A 13,622-nucleotide genomic window follows, 5' to 3' on the forward strand; every position below is an offset into this window, starting at 1 on the left:
TCATCAGGATTACAGACGAACTTCGATCAGGCACGGGCCACTCTCGCGCACCGAGTCGGTCATCGCCTTGTGGAAAGCCTCGGCCGTGTCCACGGCAACCGAGCGCACGCCCATGCTTTTGGCCATGGCCTGCCAGTCGATACGCGGACGATCGATGTCGATCATCGAGAGCGCGCGCTCGCCTGGCGTGCCCGCACCCATGTTCGCGTACTCGGCCTTGAGAATCGCGTAGCTGTTGTTCGCGAAGATGATCGTTGTGACGTTCAGGTTCTCGCGCGCCTGGGTCCACAGCGACTGGATCGTGTACATCGCGCTGCCGTCGCCGACCATGCAGAACACGCGCCGGTCCGGGCACGCGAGCGCCGCGCCGGTCGCAACAGGCGTGGCATAGCCAATCGAGCCGCCCATGTTGTTGATGAGGTCGTGGGGCGCCGCGCCCATCGTATAGCCCATCGTCTCGCGGCCCGTCGTGAGCGATTCATCGACCACGATGCAGTTCTCGGGCAATGCCGCGGCGAGCGCATGCGCGATGCTCACCGGATTGAGCGCGCCGGTCGGTGCAGCCGTTTCGACGCGCGGCTGCACGAGCGGCGCCGTCGCGTTGGCGCCGAGCGCTTCGAGCAGCATCTCGAACGCGAGCGCGCTGTCCTCGTCGGCCTCGACGAGCGGATGCACGAGCGTGCCCTCTTCCTTGAGCAGGCTCGGCTTGTCGGGGTAGCTGAAGAACGCGACCGGCTCGCTCGTCTCAACCGTAATGATGTGCTTGAAGTCCTTCAAAAATGCACGCGCGGGCGCGACCGCATACGGAATGCGGGCGAGCGGCACGCGCCCCGCACCGCGCTCGATGCGCGCAGTGAAGAACTGCGAGCCCAGGCGCGCGCCAGTCGCAGCCGCCACCTTGCCCGCGCGTTCGAGCGCGAGACCGCGCGTTGCCTTGTTGCCGAGAATGATCAGCGCGGGCTCGCCCGAGCGCAGCACACGCGCCACGTGCTCGATGCGCGCGGCGTCGGGCGTCCTGCGCGCCGCCGTTTCGCGCGGCGGCACGATCGTCGTGCCTGCTTCGCGCCACGACGTGTCGCCGGGCAGGATCAGCGTCGCGATCTGACCCGGATGCTCTGAGGCCTTGTCCACCGCTTTCGCGGCGTCCCATGCAATCGCGCTCGCGGAGTCGGCGCGGCGCACCCAGTGGCTCAACGGCCGCGCGAGTCCTTCGATATCCGAAGTAAGCGGCGGATCGTATTTCAAATGCGAAGTCGAATGTTCGCCGATGATGTTGACCATCCCCGACGACGCGCGCTTCGCGTTATGAATGTTCGCAAGCCCGTTGGCAAGACCCGGCCCCAGATGCAGCAGCGTGGAGGCCGGCGTGTCCTTCATGCGATACCAGCCGTCCGCGGCGCCCGTCGCCACGCCCTCGAAAAGGCACAGCACGCTGCGCATCTTCGGGTTTTCGAGCGCGGCGAGAAAATGCATTTCCGACGTACCCGGATTGGCAAAACAGATGTCGACGCCCCGATCGACGAGCGTAGCAACGAGGCTTTCTGCACCGTTCATTTAGTACCCTGCCATCTCGCGCGCAAGGCCCACGACACCGTAGCTGCGCGACGGCGCCGACATCAGCATGCGATAGCCCTCTTCGATCAGGCGCTTGTGATTCTTGGCCGTCACGTGCGGATGGCCAACCACGACATTGTGCTTATGGCAGGTCTCGACGATCTTGCGCATTGCGTCAAGCACGATCGGGTTTTCGTAATCGCGCGGGCAACCCAGTTCCTGGCTCAGGTCGCCTTCACCGATCAGGATGAAGCCAATGCCGGGCACGTTCGCGAGAATGTCGTCCAGGTTCTCGATCGCCTGGGTGCTCTCACACATCAGGCCGACGAGAATTTCGCCCTGCGGCGCGAGCGGCCACACATCGGCCTTCTTGTAGTAGTCGGCCATGGTCAAGCCCCAGTAGCGCGAAGCGTTGGCCGGGCCGTCGCCGCGCACGCCCTTCGGCTCGTAGAGCGGCGCGCCCTTCGGACGCGCATAGCGGCACGAGGCCACCGCGTTATAGGCCTGCTCGACCGTCGCAACGTGCGGCCAGATCACGCCGTAAGCGCCGCGATCGAGCACCTGCTTCGCAAACGACTGATTCATTTCCACGCCGTTGGCGGGAATGCGCGCGATCGGCGTCACGCGCGGAGCGACCGAGCCCGACTCGGCAATTTGCTTGCGGCTCAGCATGTATTGCAGCGCATCGCCGAGCGCAGCCACGTCGTAGGGGTTGTGCTCCATCTCGAAGACGATGCCTTCATACGGCGCGTCGCTCATTTCGATCGCGTTTTGCTTGTCGAGCTTCGAGAACGCGGTGAAGGCCGGCTTGCCGGATTCGAACGCGCGAATGATGCTGTTCAGACGGGTGTCGCTCATGATCTTTTCTCTCGTTGAATTGGGTTGAAGCGGGCTCAGTCGGCTTTCCAGTACATGAAGCCCATGCCCTCGCCGGTTCCGGCGGGCGTGCGCCAGCACGGCACGTAGTCGACGAGCGTCATCTCGGCGCCGGTTTCCTGCAGTGACTTCATCACGCTCGCGTAGAGCTTGATTTCCGAGGTGCCCGACTGGTACGAGCGGTTGTCCACGGCCGCGAGGCCGTCGTAGTCGTACTCGGCCAGCATCTTCATGATGCGGTGATCGAATTCTTCGTCGTTGACGAAGTGGGACAAACCGCCCGACGCGAAGATGCCAACGCGCACATCTTCGGGCCACGCCTCGATTGCATCGCGCAGCACTTCGCCGAACTCGATGCAGCGCGACATGGAGGGCTGCGTCGGCGGGTAGAAACAGTTCATGATGACCGGCACATGCGGCGGCGGGTTGTCGCCCATGATCTGGTGGTAGACGAAGCTATAGGCGTGCGGCACCACCGGGTACTCGGGCAACGGCTTCATCCACACGTTATCGGGCCACGCGAACAGATCGGTCAGGTCGAAGCCTTCGTTCTGAAAACGCTCGACCAGATACGTCGCGAGCTTCGGATGGCACTGGTGCGTGACGTGATGGTCGGGCGCGTAGACCGCGCGCTGCGGCGGCCCGTTGTGCACTTCCTCACCGGTATAGATGGCGATCGACGGCGAGAAGTCGGTGAAGATCTCCTTCTGGTCCTTGCCGAGGATGATCGCAACATCGATGCGCGCTTCGCGGTAGGCGGCGGCCATCTTGTCGAGCGCCGCGCGGCAGCGGGCGGCGCGCGCGGTGCGCTCCTCCATCGTGAGGAAGGGCTCGAACGCCGCTTTGCGATGGGCTTCGAGTTCCGGGTAGGTCCACGTGCGGTTCTGGAACCACAGTTCCGGGTTGTTCCGGTCCCGCTCGCCGTTCTTTAGCCAGTCCTCCGGCGCCTGCCCGAGCATGCCGCTGTGCGGCACGGCCATTCCGAATACGATCTTCGCCATGTGTGATTTCCAGTCAATTACCACCGGCCGTGCCGGTTGCCTAATATTGGGTGTTTCTTGAAACTGTTTATTACTTCGGAATACAGATCAAATCGAATAGAGGCTTCGATCTCATTCGTCTTCGATGTCGCCGTGCTCAGGCCTCCTGAAGCGACGCTTTCGGGTCCGAAACCTTCGGCGCCCATTCCGGCCGGAACAGCACCGCGGTCGCCGTCGCTCCGATCAGCAGGAACACGAGGATCACCATCATCGGCAAAACGTAGTTGTGGCTCACGTGCAGCAGCCAGCCCGAAAGACTCGCGGCAACGCCGCCCGCCAGACTCGTCGCGACCTGCTGCACGCCGGTCACGAGACCGATTGCCTGTTTCGGAATCAGCGTGAGGCGCGAGAGCACGAGGTTGTTCGCCGTCGTCAACCCGAGCAGCGAGAGCGACAGCACGTTCCAGAACAGCGCGCCTTCGAGCGTATGGGCATACGCACCGAGCAGCACCGTGCAACCGCCCACGAAGCCCGCAATCGTGAACGACTTGCGCACGAGGATCGCGTTGTAGCCCGCCGCGACGATCCTGTCCGCCGCCCATCCCGCCACGGCCGCCACGATCGCGATGCCGGCGAAGCTGAAGAACGTGTAGATACCCGAGCGCTCGAGCGACAGGCCACGCTGCTCGACCAGATAGGAGGGCATCCAGGTCATGCAGTAGAACGTGAAGTAGCCGTAGCAAAAATTCGTGATCATGCCGCCCCAGACCACCGGGCTCGACAGGATGCTCGCCAGCGACACCGTGCGGGCACTGCGGCTTGCTTGCTTCAGCGCGGCGCGCGACGGAAAGTCGTTACGCACGAGCAGCAGCCACGGCACGAGCCAGAGAAGACCGACCAGCCCGGTCACGATGAACATCAACTGCCACGAATAGTTGACGATGAACCAGGCGCCAACCGGTGCGCCGAATGCCGGACCGAACTTGTTGCCCATGGCGAGGATGCCCACGGCGAGCCCGTTCTGGCGTTCGTCGAAGTTGTTGCGAATCCAGCGGTAGCTCGCCGGAATCACGATCGCCTCGGTCACGCCGACGATCAGGCGCATGACGATCAGACTTTCGAGCGCCGTGACCGCGCCCATCAGCGTCGTGGCGATACACCACAGCGCAAAGCAGATTGCATAGGGCCATTTCACGCCGTAGCGATCCGCCACCCAGCCCATCGGCACCTGAAACACGCCATAGGACCAGAAAAAAGCTGCGTTGATCCAGCCGCGATCGACGCTGCTGAGATCGAATCCGTGAATGAAGCCCGGGTCCGCGAGCGCGCTGGAAATGCTCGTGCGATCGACGAACGAAATCAACACGCCGAGTGCCAGAAGCGCAAGGACGCTCCATCGGCTTGCTGTCACGCTTCGCTCTGGTTGAGTTGTCTCCATCTGCTTCTTCTTTCTCGATCAAACGCTTTGTTACTCAGCCACCGCGGCACATGCATGCGCCGCAGCAGCTGCCCGGATGCATCGCTTCAGGCCAACGCCGGATAAAGCGCGAGCGCCGTCTTGCCGAAAATCCACTCGCGGTCCTGCTCGCTCAGGCTTTGCAAGCCGGCCTGAGCGGTCGCGAGAATCTCCGAAAGCTTGCCCGGCGAGGTCGGGAAATTCGAACCCCATGCCATGCGCTGCGCACCGAACGCCTCGACCACGCGCGGGAAGAACGTCTCCGCGCTCGCCTTCTCCTTCTTCACGTCGCCGAAAATGCGCGGCGTGAGCTTCAGATAGATGTTCTCGAGCGAGGCCAGGTCGAACAGGCTCTGCGCCTTCGCGTACGGTACACCGTCAGCGACCTCGGGACGGCCGAGGTGGTCCAGAATGATACGCACCGTCGGGAAGCGGCGCGCAAGCGTCGTGATCTGCGGCAGGCCGACCGGACCGGTTTGAATGCACATCGGCAGATTCAGTTCGGCGCACAACTCCCAGGCCGGGAACGAGCGCGGGTCGTCCAGCTCGCTCGGATCGAACTCCTTGGTGCTGCCGCCCGTGAAGAGACGCAGTCCGCCGAGACCGCGATCGGTCCACTCGCGAATGCGCTGCGGCGCATCCGGTTGCAGCACGTCCACGGAGCCGACCGCGACGAGACGGTCCGCGTACTTCGCGCAGCCGTCTACGACATAGCTGTTGTCGAAACCGTACGTGGTCGACGAATGCACCACCGCGGCCTTGGCAACGCCCGCCTCGTCCATCGCGGCGATCAGCGTTTCGACCGTGGTCGGACGCTCTTTCGACCACTCCGAGCGCTTGCCGAACAACGGCGCGGGCGGATAGCGCGTTTCGTCGTCCGAGATGATGTGAGGATGAATATCAACGATTTGAGAAGCCATGCGTGCCTCAGTACTTTTCCGTTTCTGCGCGGCTCGCGCCGCGCTTGTTAACCACGTTCGCTAATCGCGCTTACTTGCCGCGCGCCTTCAGGCGGGCGTCGAGGCGCGGATACACGCGGCGTGCGTTGCCTTCGAAGATCTTGTAGCGGTCTTCGTCGTTGAGCGCCGGGCACGCGTCGATATAGCGCTTCGTGTCGTCGAAGTACTGGCCCGTGATCGGGTCCTTGCCACGTACGGCGCCGATCATTTCGGAACCGAACAGCACGTTGTCGGACGGAATCACCTTCGTGAGCAGCTCCACACCCGGCTGGTGATACACGCACGAGTCGAAGAAGATATTGTTCAGCAGTCCTTCAAGCGGACGTTCGCGCATTTCCAGCGACATGCCGCGATAACGGCCCCAGTGATAAGGCACCGCGCCGCCGCCGTGCGGAATCACGAGACGCAGCGTCGGGAAGTCCTTGAACAGGTCTGACTGCAGGATCTGCATGAAGACCGAAGTGTCCGCGTTCAGATAGTGCGCGCCCGTGCCGTGAAAGCACGGATTGCACGAGGCGGCCACGTGAATCATCGCGGGCACGTCGAGATCGACGAGCGCTTCGTAGAGCGGATACCACTCGCGATCGGTCATCGGCGTGCCGGTCCAGTAGCCGCCCGAGGGGTCCGGGTTGAGGTTGCAGCCGATGAAGCCCAGTTCCTCAACGCAGCGGCGCAGTTCGGCAACGCTGTTCTTCGGCGCGACGCCCGGCGACTGCGGCAACTGGCACACCGGCGCGAAGTTGTCCGGGTAAAGCTCGGTCACGCGGTACACGAGGTTGTTCGACACTTCGGCCCATTCGAGGCTCGTGCGCTCGTTGCCGAGGTGATGGCTCATCAGGCCCGCGATGGGCGAAAAGAGCGTGAGGTCGCTGCCACGCTCTTGCTGCAGCTTGAGCTGGCCGTTGCCGATCGCGTCGCGAATCTGGTCGTCGCTCACATGGGCGCCTTCGAGCGACGGCGCGTTGGCCGGGTCGTTGGCAAATTCAACCTGCGTCGCACGCCAGTTGCGAAACGATGCAGGCACGGTCGTGAAGTGGCCGTGGCAATCGATAATCATGATGTCTCCGTTCGTATCAGCGGGCCAGCGGGTCGACGAAAAGCTCGTCGATCGCCATGCGGCGCGGCGTGAGGCCCTGCTTGAACGCGGTCTGCTCGAGCGCCTCGATCGTTTTCAGGTTTTCCGCGAGGCCGTACGGCAGCGGGTCGTTGCCGACGATCTTGCGCAGCGCGAGGTACTTCTTGTCGCCTGCGGTCGTCGCTTCGCCGGCATCGAGGCGGGCAAGCCACTGCTTCTTCGCTTCGGCGAAGGCGTCGTAGATCGACTTCGCGATCCACGGATGCTCGGCGAGCACCGAGTCCTTCACGACGATCGTGCCGTGCATCGGGTAGATGCCGGTGCGCGCGTAGTATTGCGCTTCGAGTTCGGCTGCGTTGGGAAGCAGATCGGGGTAGTCCGCCTCGACTTCCTTCCAGCCGCCCGTGGGCGCGCCGGTGCGGCCGATGCCGGCTGCGGCGGCAAAGCCTCCCACCAGTTCGCCGGTGGCCATCATGTCGGCGAGCGACTTGCCCTCCGGTGCGTGAATCACGTTCGAAGGCAGCTTGAGCTGCGTGACGTGCTCTTCGTCGTCGACGACCCACGTCACCTTCGACGAATCGAGCCCGAACTCGTCGATCAGCACCTGGCGCGTCCACACGCCTGTCGTGACCGAGTAGGCGCGCACGCCAACCTTCTTGCCTTCGAGGTCCTTCGGATGGCGGATGCCCGCTTCCGGGCGGACCAGCAGCCCGCTATGGTGGAAGCGGCGCACCACGAAAATCGGCAGTGCGACGAACGGCGCGCCGTAAGCGCGGGCGATGATATAGGTCGTCGGCGCGAGTTCGCACACGTCGAATTCGACGTCGCGCACCATGCGGCGGAACGCGCCGATTTGCGGTTGTACGGTGACGAATTCTGCGTCCACGCCCTCGATGGGAATGGAACCATTGCGAATGGCCGACGTGTGCGGATGCTCAGCGATTGCGATCTTGAGCGGGACTTTCTTGGTCAACATCCTCTCCTTTGGATTGCGCGGCGCGGCTTACCCGATGGATTTCGCTGCGCCGGACGTATCGTCTCGATGGAGTGAGAATAGGGGAGGCGCCAGGCAGCGTCCCTATACAAAACGCACATTCACTGGCACTTTTGTCGAAGCCGCCCTGCCTGAATCCCGGTCACTGGAAAGCGTTGCGGCCGACACGCGCAACGGACGAACCGGCGATCGCGGCGCAAGCAGCGCGAGTGGCGACTTGATCGCACCCCGGGAAAACCACCATTGCGCAAAGGCGCCCGCGCCGCCCTTCAGTTCCCTCGCGGCGCGCCGTAAACATGTCCTGAGCGTGTCCAGTGCTTCGCCGTCCCGCGCGTAGCCACTGCCGTTTTTCTGCAACATCGCCCCTCGCGTTCTGGAGCCATCCTCGTGTTTGCACGACTCTCTATCTCTGTCCGTCTGCGCATCGCGGTCGGGGTGCTGGCCTTGCTGATCGTGGCAGCCGGCGTTTCCGGCCTCGCGGGCATGTCGCGCACCAATACGGCGCTCGGCTATGCCTACTCGAATCAGCTCGCCGCCGCCATCAACATCGGCAAGACGAACCTGAATCTGACCATCGCGCGCACGACGCTCGACCGCATCCTTTTGCACCCGGACACGCCCGACACTCAGGCCCTGCTCGACAAGGCGCAGACCTACCTCGCCACCTCGAACAAGGCGTGGGACGCTTACCGCTCACTGCCGCACGCGCCCGAAGAACAGGCACTCGCCGACGATGTGCAGACCGCCCTCGCCGGCATGCTGGAGCAAGGCATCCAGCCGCTCATGGCCGCGATCAAGCAAGGCGACCGGCAGGCCCAGGACGACATCGCGATGAAGCGCATTCCGCCGCTCTCGGTTGCGCTCACGAAGGCGTCGAGCGCGCTCGAGGCATGGCAGAAGGCGCACGGCGAGCAGGCCTTCGACCACGCGCAGGACCGCTATGCATCGCTGCGCGCCGGCAGCATCGCGCTGATCGTGCTCGGGCTCGCCGTGGCGCTCGTGTGCGCCGTAGGCCTGCACCGCGCGATCGCAGCGCCGCTGGAGAACGTTCAGGGCGCGCTCCAGCGCATTGCGGACGGCGACCTGACCGCGAACCTCGACACGCGCTCCAGCGACGAAATGGGTCGCCTCGTGACGAGCCTGAAGGCCATGCAGGACGCGCTCTCGCACACGGTGCGCAAGGTGAGCCACAGCTCCGAGTCCATTTCCACGGCAACGCGCCAGATCGCCGCCGGCAACGACGACCTTTCTCAGCGCACCGAAGAGCAGGCGGCCTCGCTGCAGGAAACGGCCGCGAGCATGGAGCAGCTCACCGCCACGGTGAAGCAGAACGCCGAGCACGCGCGTACGGCGCAAACGCTCGCCAATAGCGCGCAGGAAGTCGCCGATCGCGGCTCGCAGGTCGTGAGCCACGCCGTGCAGACGATGGAGCGTATAGACGGCAGCTCGCAGAAGATCGCCGACATCACCGGCATCATCGAAGGCATTGCTTTCCAGACCAATATTCTCGCGCTCAACGCGGCGGTGGAAGCCGCGCGCGCGGGCGAACAGGGCCGCGGATTCGCCGTTGTCGCGAGCGAAGTGCGCTCGCTCGCGCAGCGTTCGGCTGCGGCCGCGAAAGAGATCAAGACGCTGATCGCCGAATCGGTCGAGCACGTTTCCTCGGGCTCGGAGTATGTGCGCTCGGCGGGCGTGACAATGAACGAGATCGGCGAGTCCATCGGCCGTGTGACGACCATCATGCATGAGATCGCGAACGCGTCCGAAGAGCAGCGCGACGGCATCGAGCAGGTGAATCTCGCGGTCTCGCAGATGGACCAAGTCTCGCAGCAGAACGCTGCGCTGGTGGAAGAAGCGGCTGCGGCCGCCATGGCGCTCAGCGAGCAGGCCGACTCGCTGCGCGATGCCGTTGGGGCGTTCAGGCTCGCGCGCTAAGGCGCAGTAGAGGCGCTCGCGGCAACGATCGATCGAGGTGTGCCCCGCGAACCGGCCACCTCAATTCCTTAGGATGACCTTACAGTTCGCCATACGCGCACGCTCGCACGTATAGCCCTGCGCGACTCAACTCGCGCAGGCCAGCGCCCGCATCCGGCGCGACGCATCGAAGTCCCGCGCTTTCATAGCGGCCGCAGCACAGCCGCGCTTGTCCAGCCGCTCGGCCAGCAGCCAGCAAAACGCGTCCAGTTCGGCCCTGCCGTGCGTCGCAATGAATTCGCGCATGACTTCATGCACGGCGCTTTCCTGTGTCGCCGCCGAAAGCATGCTGGAAATATGCGACGCGCCGCGCGCAAGTTCGAGCGAATACGCCGCTTCGTAGTAGTACAGGCCGCCTTGACGCGGCTTTTTTTGGGTCTTCTTCATGTTTCCCCCGTTTGCCCGCATCTCGCAGGCGCCTGCATCTTTGCAGGTGGCGCATGACGCGGCAATGAATCGGCGGTGCCTGAAGCCAAATCTGTCGTTACGTCTCAAATACTTGTTGTTTTGTCTCACACGCGGCTTGCACGATCCGCGCGATTCATGCTCAACGCATCAAGGCCATCCAGTAGCGCCAGTCGTCCGCGCCGGACTCTTTCGCGAGTTCGGTCTCGCCATTGAGCGCCAGCATGCGTACCGCGCGCGGCGAGAGGCCAATCGAGCGGCGAAACGCGCGCGTGAAATTCGCGGCATCGGTGAATCCGTGCGCGGCAGCAATATCGGCAATCGACATGCTGCGCCGCGCCGGGTCGGCGAGCATGGCGCGGCAGCGCCGCAAGCGGCGCTCGCGCACGTAGGTCGCAAAGCCGCCCTCCTGCTCGAAAAGCCGGTACAGCGTGGCGCGCGACATGCCGAATGCGCGCGCAACCAGGTCCGCGCTCAGTTGCGGATCGGTCAGGCGCTTCTCCACATACCGGCATATCGATACGAACGCGCACTCCTGCACCGCCGGCATGTGTTCCGGGCTCACGCTCGCGTTGAGCGCGCTGGCCGCGAGCTGAAGCGTGGCAGGCATGACGGCCTGGGCGTTGGCGAGCGACATCTGCGGGGCGTGCCGGTAGAGCGCGCCCAGATGCTCGCGCAGCAGCGCGACCGTGGGATCGGCGCCGCGAATCACACGCATGCCCTGCTGGTCGGGCGCATGCAGCAAAGGCGCGAGCAAGCGCCGCGGCACCGCCAGATTCAGGAATTCGCTTTGAGTGGTTTCGGTCGCGAGCGGTTGGGCCGCATCGACGATGAACATGTCGCCCGGTTGCGTACACCCTTGCGGGCCGCCGTCGCGCACGCGGCACTGGCCGCCTAGATAGAACTGCAGAATATATTGATCGTGGCCGTCGCGCCCGATCTTCGCGTTCGAGCGGTCGTAGCGCTGTGCGCCCGTGCGTATCGAGCCCAGCACCACGTCGCCGAACAGGTAGCCGCTCACGGCGGAGCCAAAACCGGCGTCGCGCGATTCGGCGGTCTGCGTGTCGAAAATGACGCTCACCGCCTCTCGCCATGCGGAAAACTGCTGATCGCGTGGCAAGACGCTCGTGTCGAACGCGGAATGCGGCAGGGAATTTGGCGTTGGGCTCATGGGCCACCTCGGTATGCGAAATGACTACGGGATCGGAATCCTCCACTCGATTACTGCGCTATCGGTTGCGCGCGCATATTCTTTAGGGTGCGCGCGGCAATGTTTGCGGTCAGTTCGCGGAAGGCCCCGCGCGGGTTGCAGTGCACAACGTTCGCCACCATCTTCGAACAAGAGGAGAAACGTCCGATGAGCCCGCTTCATTCGCTTCATTCCGTTGGCTGCCCATGCTGCGGCGGCCTTCTGCAGGGTGCTTTCACGCGTCGCCAGTTCCTCGCGGCAACCGCCGCCCTCGCCGCCGCGCCGGCCTTCGGCCAGACGCAAACGGTTCCGTCCATTGCTTACGATTCCATTCCCAACCCGGTGCGATTGCCGGTGGACATGTATTTCGGGGAATGTTCGGGCGTCGCCGTGAATTCGCGCGGCCATATTTTCGTGCTCTCGCGCGGCAATAGCATTGGGCCGGCCTACGGCGCCGCGGCAGCGCAATTGCTCGAATTCGCGGCAGATGGACGGTTTGTCAGGGAAATTGGCCACAACCTGTACGCGTGGTCGTTCGCGCACACCGTGAAGATCGACCGGCAGGACAACATCTGGGTGACGGACAAGGGCTCGGACATGATCATCAAGTTCACGCCGGATGGCCGCGTGGCGATGGTGTTCGGCCGCAAGCAGGAAGCCGCGGACGAAGAAACCGGACCGCTCAAGCATCCGAACCCGCCCTTGCCTTCCGAGCCCGGACGCTTTCGCCAGGTCACCGACGTCGCCTGGGACGCCGCAGGCAACACCTACATCAGCGACGGTTATATCAACTCACGTGTGGCGAAGGTCGACAAGGACGGCAACTGGCTCAAGTCTTGGGGCGATCGCGGCACCGGGCCCGGACAGTTCCATACGCCACACAGCATTGCCGTTGATGCGCAGGACCGCATTTATGTCGCAGACCGAAGCAACCGGCGCATTCAGGTGTTCGACACGGATGGCAAGTTCCTGAAACAGTTCACGATCGACGTTCCAGTGCCGCCGGGCGCGCGTCCCGCTATTGGCAACGTGCCGGACGAAGCGACGATCGCCGCAGGCACGTTCGCACCGGGGTCGCCCTGGGCGATCTGCATCTCGCCGGGTCCCGATCAGGTGCTATACAGCTCCGATGCTTTCCCTGGGCGCATCTATAAATTGAGCCTCGATGGCGAGTTGCTCGGCGTATTGGGCGAATCGGGCAAGCAGTTGAAGCAATTCGGCTGGATCCACGAAATGGCGTGCCCCGCGAAGAACGTGCTCTTCGTCGCCGAACTGCTGAACTGGCGCGTGCAGAAGCTGGTGCTTCACGCTTAACCTGACGGCGCGCTCATACACTCAAGCGCGCACCACCGTCACGCCCGCCGCCACGATTGGTTCGATTAGCTTCGCGTCAGTCGAGCGCTCGACGACGATAGTCTGCGCCATGCCGATCGGACCGATGCAGTAGGGTGAGGCGGCATTGAGCTTCGCCGCCGAGGCCAACACGATCGTTTCCGCGGCGCGCGCGGCTAGTGCACGTTTTATATAGGATTCCTCGAAATCCCCGGTGCTGAGCCCCGCTTGCGCGTGAACGCCCGTCACGCCCATGAAGTACAGGTCCGCGTGAATATGCGCAATCGCCTCCACGGCCGCCGCGCCCACCGTGACCACCGAGTGCTTGTACAGCTTCCCGCCGATCAGCACGACTTCGATGGTGGGATGCTCCGCGAGCGCGACCGCCACACCGGGGCTATGCGTGACGACGGTCGCCCGCAGGTCGCGCGGCAGACACTCGACTAGCAGCGCGGAAGTCGTCCCGCCATCGACGATCGCCACCTGCCCCGGCGCGATCATGCCTGCGGCCTTTTGCGCAATGCGCCGCTTGGCCGCCACCTCCATGCCGCGCCGCTCGGCAATGGGCGCCACGGCCGGCGAGGCCGGCAGCGCGCCGCCGTGCACGCGCTGCAACAGGCCTTCGGCCGCCAGCTCGCGCAAATCGCGCCGCACCGTGTCCTCGGAAACGCCGAACTTCGCGCTCAGTTCGCCCGCGAGCACCTGGCCTTCGCGTTTAAGGGCTTCGAGTATCGCTTTCTTTCGTTGATCTGTGAGCATGAGAACCGCATCGATCCGGTTGCACGAATTTTCTTGATTTTGCACGAATCTGCACGATACCATGAATGG

The 13,622-nt window shown here is 63.9% G+C and carries 13 protein-coding genes; 2 read left to right on the forward strand and 11 right to left on the reverse strand.

The window, feature by feature from the left end; translation table 11 throughout:
* Positions 1-9 precede the first annotated feature (9 nt).
* From U5A58_RS27555 to U5A58_RS27590, 8 genes are all read right to left on the reverse strand, one after another.
* Positions 10-1,554 carry an acetolactate synthase large subunit gene (locus U5A58_RS27555; protein WP_321963767.1) on the reverse strand — a complete coding sequence of 515 codons (1,545 nt, stop codon included), beginning with the start codon at positions 1,552-1,554 and terminating at the stop codon, positions 10-12.
* Positions 1,555-2,412 carry an HpcH/HpaI aldolase family protein gene (locus U5A58_RS27560; RefSeq protein ID WP_321963768.1) on the reverse strand — a complete coding sequence of 286 codons (858 nt, stop codon included), beginning with the start codon at positions 2,410-2,412 and terminating at the stop codon, positions 1,555-1,557.
* 35 nt (positions 2,413-2,447) lie between these two features.
* Positions 2,448-3,431, reverse strand: a complete 984-nt coding sequence (locus tag U5A58_RS27565; protein ID WP_321914008.1) for a protocatechuate 3,4-dioxygenase — start codon at positions 3,429-3,431, stop codon at positions 2,448-2,450.
* A 136-nt stretch (positions 3,432-3,567) separates the two neighbouring features.
* Positions 3,568-4,848: an MFS transporter gene (locus U5A58_RS27570; protein ID WP_321963769.1), complete on the reverse strand. Its 1,281-nt coding sequence runs from the start codon at positions 4,846-4,848 to the stop codon at positions 3,568-3,570.
* A gap of 86 nt (positions 4,849-4,934) precedes the next feature.
* Positions 4,935-5,786 (reverse strand): amidohydrolase family protein, encoded by an 852-nt coding sequence (locus U5A58_RS27575; protein WP_321914010.1) that lies wholly within the window; start codon positions 5,784-5,786, stop codon positions 4,935-4,937.
* A gap of 70 nt (positions 5,787-5,856) precedes the next feature.
* Positions 5,857-6,882: an amidohydrolase family protein gene (locus tag U5A58_RS27580; protein ID WP_321963770.1), complete on the reverse strand. Its 1,026-nt coding sequence runs from the start codon at positions 6,880-6,882 to the stop codon at positions 5,857-5,859.
* A gap of 16 nt (positions 6,883-6,898) precedes the next feature.
* A complete protein-coding gene (locus tag U5A58_RS27585; RefSeq protein WP_321914012.1) occupies positions 6,899-7,876 on the reverse strand; it encodes a PhnD/SsuA/transferrin family substrate-binding protein in 978 nt (325 codons plus the stop codon).
* A gap of 102 nt (positions 7,877-7,978) precedes the next feature.
* Complete coding sequence (locus U5A58_RS27590) at positions 7,979-8,254, reverse strand: hypothetical protein (protein ID WP_321963771.1); 276 nt, start codon at positions 8,252-8,254, stop codon at positions 7,979-7,981.
* Positions 8,255-8,281: 27 nt separating this feature from the next.
* Here U5A58_RS27590 and U5A58_RS27595 point away from each other — a divergent pair, with 27 nt between their 5' ends.
* Positions 8,282-9,829, forward strand: coding sequence for a methyl-accepting chemotaxis protein (locus U5A58_RS27595; RefSeq protein ID WP_321963772.1), 1,548 nt, complete (start codon positions 8,282-8,284; stop codon positions 9,827-9,829).
* Positions 9,830-9,955: 126 nt separating this feature from the next.
* Here the strand turns inward: U5A58_RS27595 and U5A58_RS27600 are convergent, their stop codons facing one another.
* The gene (locus U5A58_RS27600; RefSeq protein ID WP_321963773.1) at positions 9,956-10,384 is read right to left on the reverse strand and encodes a hypothetical protein; all 429 of its coding nucleotides are present in this window, start codon (positions 10,382-10,384) and stop codon (positions 9,956-9,958) included.
* A 31-nt stretch (positions 10,385-10,415) separates the two neighbouring features.
* On the reverse strand, positions 10,416-11,444 hold the full coding sequence (locus tag U5A58_RS27605; protein ID WP_321963774.1) for a helix-turn-helix domain-containing protein: 1,029 nt from the start codon (positions 11,442-11,444) through the stop codon (positions 10,416-10,418).
* Positions 11,445-11,630: 186 nt separating this feature from the next.
* On the opposite strand from U5A58_RS27605, the gene U5A58_RS27610 reads away from it, so the two are divergent.
* Positions 11,631-12,776 carry a peptidyl-alpha-hydroxyglycine alpha-amidating lyase family protein gene (locus U5A58_RS27610; protein ID WP_321963775.1) on the forward strand — a complete coding sequence of 382 codons (1,146 nt, stop codon included), beginning with the start codon at positions 11,631-11,633 and terminating at the stop codon, positions 12,774-12,776.
* Between the two features lie 21 nt (positions 12,777-12,797).
* On the opposite strand, the gene U5A58_RS27615 is transcribed toward U5A58_RS27610, so the two are convergent.
* The gene (locus U5A58_RS27615) at positions 12,798-13,616 is read right to left on the reverse strand and encodes a DeoR/GlpR family DNA-binding transcription regulator (protein WP_321963776.1); all 819 of its coding nucleotides are present in this window, start codon (positions 13,614-13,616) and stop codon (positions 12,798-12,800) included.
* Positions 13,617-13,622 lie beyond the last annotated feature (6 nt).

It is taken from the genome of Paraburkholderia sp. J7, assembly GCF_905220155.1.
Classification (GTDB): domain Bacteria; phylum Pseudomonadota; class Gammaproteobacteria; order Burkholderiales; family Burkholderiaceae; genus Paraburkholderia.

Excerpts from the sequence above, each read along its gene's own strand:
- U5A58_RS27555 (WP_321963767.1), bottom strand. The coding sequence starts at position 1,554 with ATGAACGGTGCAGAAAGCCTCGTTGCTACGCTCGTCGATCGGGGCGTC.
- U5A58_RS27560 (WP_321963768.1), bottom strand. The coding sequence starts at position 2,412 with ATGAGCGACACCCGTCTGAACAGCATCATTCGCGCGTTCGAATCCGGC.
- U5A58_RS27565 (WP_321914008.1), bottom strand. The coding sequence starts at position 3,431 with ATGGCGAAGATCGTATTCGGAATGGCCGTGCCGCACAGCGGCATGCTC.
- U5A58_RS27570 (WP_321963769.1), bottom strand. The coding sequence starts at position 4,848 with ATGGAGACAACTCAACCAGAGCGAAGCGTGACAGCAAGCCGATGGAGC.
- U5A58_RS27575 (WP_321914010.1), bottom strand. The coding sequence starts at position 5,786 with ATGGCTTCTCAAATCGTTGATATTCATCCTCACATCATCTCGGACGAC.
- U5A58_RS27580 (WP_321963770.1), bottom strand. The coding sequence starts at position 6,882 with ATGATTATCGATTGCCACGGCCACTTCACGACCGTGCCTGCATCGTTT.
- U5A58_RS27585 (WP_321914012.1), bottom strand. The coding sequence starts at position 7,876 with ATGTTGACCAAGAAAGTCCCGCTCAAGATCGCAATCGCTGAGCATCCG.
- U5A58_RS27590 (WP_321963771.1), bottom strand. The coding sequence starts at position 8,254 with ATGTTGCAGAAAAACGGCAGTGGCTACGCGCGGGACGGCGAAGCACTG.
- U5A58_RS27605 (WP_321963774.1), bottom strand. The coding sequence starts at position 11,444 with ATGAGCCCAACGCCAAATTCCCTGCCGCATTCCGCGTTCGACACGAGC.
- U5A58_RS27610 (WP_321963775.1), top strand. The coding sequence starts at position 11,631 with ATGAGCCCGCTTCATTCGCTTCATTCCGTTGGCTGCCCATGCTGCGGC.
- U5A58_RS27615 (WP_321963776.1), bottom strand. The coding sequence starts at position 13,616 with ATGGTATCGTGCAGATTCGTGCAAAATCAAGAAAATTCGTGCAACCGG.